Source organism: Streptomyces spongiae (assembly GCF_009377185.1).
Taxonomy (GTDB): Bacteria; Actinomycetota; Actinomycetes; order Streptomycetales; family Streptomycetaceae; genus Streptomyces; species Streptomyces spongiae.
The window spans coordinates 1-3,817 of record NZ_VJZC01000783.1; the positions used below are offsets into that span (position 1 = coordinate 1).

General features: G+C 71.1%; 4 protein-coding genes. 1 reads left to right on the forward strand and 3 read right to left on the reverse strand.

Annotated features, from left to right (window positions below):
* From galE to FNH08_RS46665, 3 genes are all read right to left on the reverse strand, one after another.
* Positions 1-834 (reverse strand): UDP-glucose 4-epimerase GalE (galE, locus tag FNH08_RS46655; protein ID WP_152777859.1); only part of this gene is annotated, 834 nt, incomplete at its 3' end.
* Between the two features lie 96 nt (positions 835-930).
* Positions 931-2,526, reverse strand: a complete 1,596-nt coding sequence (locus FNH08_RS46660) for a glycosyltransferase family 2 protein (protein WP_152777865.1) — start codon at positions 2,524-2,526, stop codon at positions 931-933.
* 127 nt (positions 2,527-2,653) lie between these two features.
* Entirely contained in the window at positions 2,654-3,178 is a 525-nt protein-coding gene (locus FNH08_RS46665) for a MarR family winged helix-turn-helix transcriptional regulator (RefSeq protein WP_228034796.1), read from the reverse strand.
* 121 nt (positions 3,179-3,299) lie between these two features.
* Here FNH08_RS46665 and FNH08_RS46670 point away from each other — a divergent pair, with 121 nt between their 5' ends.
* Positions 3,300-3,713, forward strand: coding sequence for an organic hydroperoxide resistance protein (locus FNH08_RS46670; protein ID WP_152777863.1), 414 nt, complete (start codon positions 3,300-3,302; stop codon positions 3,711-3,713).
* Positions 3,714-3,817 lie beyond the last annotated feature (104 nt).

Below are 3,817 nucleotides of genomic sequence, written 5' to 3' on the forward strand. Positions count from 1 at the left end.
GCGTGGGGCGACGGACGGGGGGAGGTCGTGGCCGGTGTGCGTGGTGATGCGGTCGATCATCTCGCGGACCGAAACGCCCTCACCGCGGCCGATGTTGAGGGTCAGGTCCGTACCTGGGGCGGCATGCAGGCGCCGGGCCGCAGCCACATGGGCCTCGGCCAGGTCCACCACGTGGATGTAGTCCCGGACGCAGGTGCCGTCGGGGGTGGCGTAGTCGTCCCCGAAGATCCGCGGCGCCGCACCCTCGGTCAGCTTCTCGAAGACCATCGGGACGAGGTTGAAGACGCCGGCGTCCGCGAGGTCGGGCGAGGCCGCCCCCGCAACGTTGAAGTAGCGGAGTGAGGCCGTGGACAGGCCGGTTGCCCGGCCCGTGGCCCGCACCAGCCACTCGCCCGCGAGCTTGGTCTCGCCGTACGGGCTCATCGGCACGCACGGAGTCTCCTCCGTCACCAGGTTCACGTCCGGCATGCCGTACACCGCCGCCGAGGAGGAGAAGACGAAGGACGTGACCTGGGCGTCCGTGACGGCGGAGAGCAGGACGCGCAGTCCCTCCACGTTCTCCTGGTAGTAGTGCAGCGGCTGTTCGACCGACTCGCCGACCTGCTTCTTCGCCGCCAGGTGGACCACGCCGGTGACGCTGTGCCGGGCCAGGGTGCGGGAGAGCAGTTCGCCGTCCAGGGTGGAGCCCACGACCAGCGGCACCCCCTCGGGTACGCGCTCGGAGATTCCCGTCGACAGGTCGTCGTAGACCACCGCCCGTTCGCCCGCCTCGCGCATCGCGCGGACGACGTGCGCCCCGATGTAGCCGGCGCCGCCGGTGATCAGCCAGGTCATGGACTGCCGTCCCCTCAGGAGTTCGCGTACAGGTCGTGCACTACAGGCGTGAACCAGTGAAGCAGGCGTTCAGGCGTGCACCAGTGAAGCAGGCGTTCAGCGGTGGAGGAGGCGTTTGACGCGTCGGGTCACGACATCTGTCAATCCTCGCCAACCGGGCGCGAGCCGCACCGCGAGCGCCCCCGCGTGGGTAGCGTACGGCTGCACGAGGAGGAGCCCGTGGCGTGTGCTCGGTACGGCGCTCCGCCGCAGCAGCCCGGGACCGGTGACCGCGTGGGCGGTGGTCTCGCGGCTGGTGCCGTCACGGAAGCACAGCCGCAGCCGCAGGTCCCAGGTGCCCGAGCCCAGCTCGTCGAGGTTCAGGGGCACGTCGGCCACCCAGCTGTCGAACTCCGGCTCGGCCGCCAGGGAGGCCGTGCGGGTGAGTCCCACCCGGCCGTTGTCCCGGTGCGTGAACTCCACGTCCACTGCGTTGGGACCCGCCTCCTCCAGCCGTCCGTACAGCTCGTGCAGACGCAGCCGGAGCACGGTCTCGCGCGCGTGGGGGCGCAGTTCGGCGTCGACGGCCGCGGGCAGCAGGTGCAGGGGGCGTTCGAGGAGGTGGTCCAGCGGTACCTCGGGCAGGTCCGCGGACCACACCGGGGTGCCGTCGGCCGCGCGCGCGTACGGCGGGGCCAGCCGGGCCGGGCGGGCCGCGAGTTCCTTGAGGCGGGGCACGTCGCGGGGCTCGGCGGAGGCCAGTATCACGCGCGCCACGACGCGCCCCGGCGCGGGCGCCAGCGCGAAGTCGGCCGCGTCGAAGGTCTCCAGGTACGCGCGGGTGAGGGTCCACCACTCGCGCCGGTACTCGGCCCCGCGCTGGTCCAGTTCGCGCGCGTACATCCGCAGCGAGTGATCGAGGAACCTCGCGCGCGCGGCCCGCGCCAGCTGCTTCTCGCCGGCGCCGAGCAGGATGTCGTACGACAGCTGGTGGGCCTGTGTCCGCGCCCGCCAGTTGCCGATGTCCGCGCGGTCCAGGGAGATGGACAGCCGGGCGGCGGAGCGGCGCACGTGCCAGACGTACACCGTGTCCGGGATGAGTGCCATGCGCGGGGCGGCGGCCAGGGTGCGCGCGGTGAACACGAAGTCCTCGTACGGGAAGCGCCCGTCGGGGAAGCGGATCCCGTGCTCGCGCAGGAAGTCGGTGCGGTAGAGCTTGTTGACGCACAGCGTGTCGTGGACCAGACGGGTGAGCCGGGACGGACGGGCGAGCACGGCGGGCTTCGTGTAGAGCTCGGGCTGCCACGGGGTCTCGCGCCCGGACGGAAGCTCCCGGCGTACGCACAGGCCCGCCGTGACCTGCGCGTCGTGCTCCATCGCGGCGCCGAGTAACCGGTCCACCGCATCGGGCGGCAGCACGTCGTCGCTGTCCAGGAACATCACGTACGGGGCCGCCGCTGCCTCGATGCCGTCGTTGCGCGGGGTGCCGCAGCCGCCGCTGTTGACCTGGCGGCGGATCACTCGCAGACGCGGTTCGTCGGCGGCCATCCTCTCCAGCAGGTCCGCGCTGCCGTCCGTCGAGCAGTCGTCGACCGCGAGCACCTCACGGACGGCGGGGCCCTGCGCGAGCGCCGAGCGGACCGCGTCCGCCACGTGGGCGGCGTCGTCGTAACCGATGACGACGACGCTGACCTGCGAGTGGTGAGGATGCATGGCTCCCACGAGTCGGAATAGTAGGTTTTTATATGAGTTTCCCTTTTAGAGGCACTTAGCCTCCCGCGTGGAAGATGACAGGAATGGGGTTCGGGTTCCGTTCGGAGTTGTTGGATTCGGAGGTGCTCTAGCCGCAGCCCGGCGTCTCCTCCAGCGCCGCCTCGTCCAGCGCGGTCGTCAGGCGGTCCAGGCGGGTGCGCAGGGCGCGCAGCTCGTCCAGGTCGAAACCCGTCGCGGTCGCGATCCGGCGCGGTACCTCCAGGGCCCGCTCGCGCAGCGCCCGGCCCTCCTCGGTCAGTCGCACCTCCACCGACCGCTCGTCACGCGCGCTGCGCTCGCGCCGTACCAGGCCGGCCGCCTCCAGGCGCTTCAGCAGCGGCGACAGTGTGCCGGAGTCGAGGCGCAGGTGCTCACCCAGCTTCTTCACGGGCAGCTCGCCCCGCTCCCACAGCACCAGCATCACCAGGTACTGCGGGTAGGTGAGGCCGAGGTCCTTCAGGAGCACCCGGTAGACGCCGTTGAAGGCGCGCGAGGCCGCGTGCAGCGAGAAGCAGATCTGCTTGTCGAGGCTCAGCAGGTCTCCGTCGAGGACGTTGTCGAGGGTGCCGTCGGGGGTGGTCGAGGTCGAGTCGGTGGCTGGGGTCGGGGTCATGGGTCCAGGATACCTCCAGCGCGTCATTTAGTTGTGCGCAATTGAATTGTGTGCTCTAATCATGGTGTGCGGGCGGCCGGACCGGGCCGCCCACCGTGAACTTCGAGAGGGATGGTTTCCCATGGACGCGCTCTACACCGCTGTCGCCACCGCCACCCACGGCCGCGAGGGTCGCGCCGTCACCTCCGACGGCAAGATCGACCTCGCGCTGGGCCTGCCCGTGGAGATGGGCGGCAACGGCCAGGGCACGAACCCGGAGCAGCTGTTCGCCGCCGGTTACGCCGCCTGCTTCGGCAGCGCCCTGGGTCTCGTCGGCCGGGCGGCGAAGGTCGATGTCGCCGACGCCGCGGTGACCGCCGAGGTCGGCATAGGCAAGCAGGGCGAGGGCTTCGCCCTGAAGGTCACCCTGCGCGTGGAGCTGCCGGACTCCGTGGACGAGGCGACCGGCCGCAAGCTGGTCGAGCAGGCCCACCAGGTCTGCCCCTACTCCAACGCCACCCGCGGCAACGTTCCGGTCGAGCTCGTCGTCGAGTAGCGCTCCGCGGTAGGGCGGTTTTGTAGCTTTCGGCCCGGCCGTGGCTGGTCGCGCCCACGCGGCGGAGCCGCATATTGATACAGCCCCGCGCCCCTGACGGGGCG

Bases quoted from the DNA above. Each gene is read 5' to 3' on its own strand.
- FNH08_RS46660 (WP_152777865.1), bottom strand. From the start codon at position 2,526: ATGCATCCTCACCACTCGCAGGTCAGCGTCGTCGTCATCGGTTACGAC.
- FNH08_RS46665 (WP_228034796.1), bottom strand. From the start codon at position 3,178: ATGACCCCGACCCCAGCCACCGACTCGACCTCGACCACCCCCGACGGC.
- FNH08_RS46670 (WP_152777863.1), top strand. From the start codon at position 3,300: ATGGACGCGCTCTACACCGCTGTCGCCACCGCCACCCACGGCCGCGAG.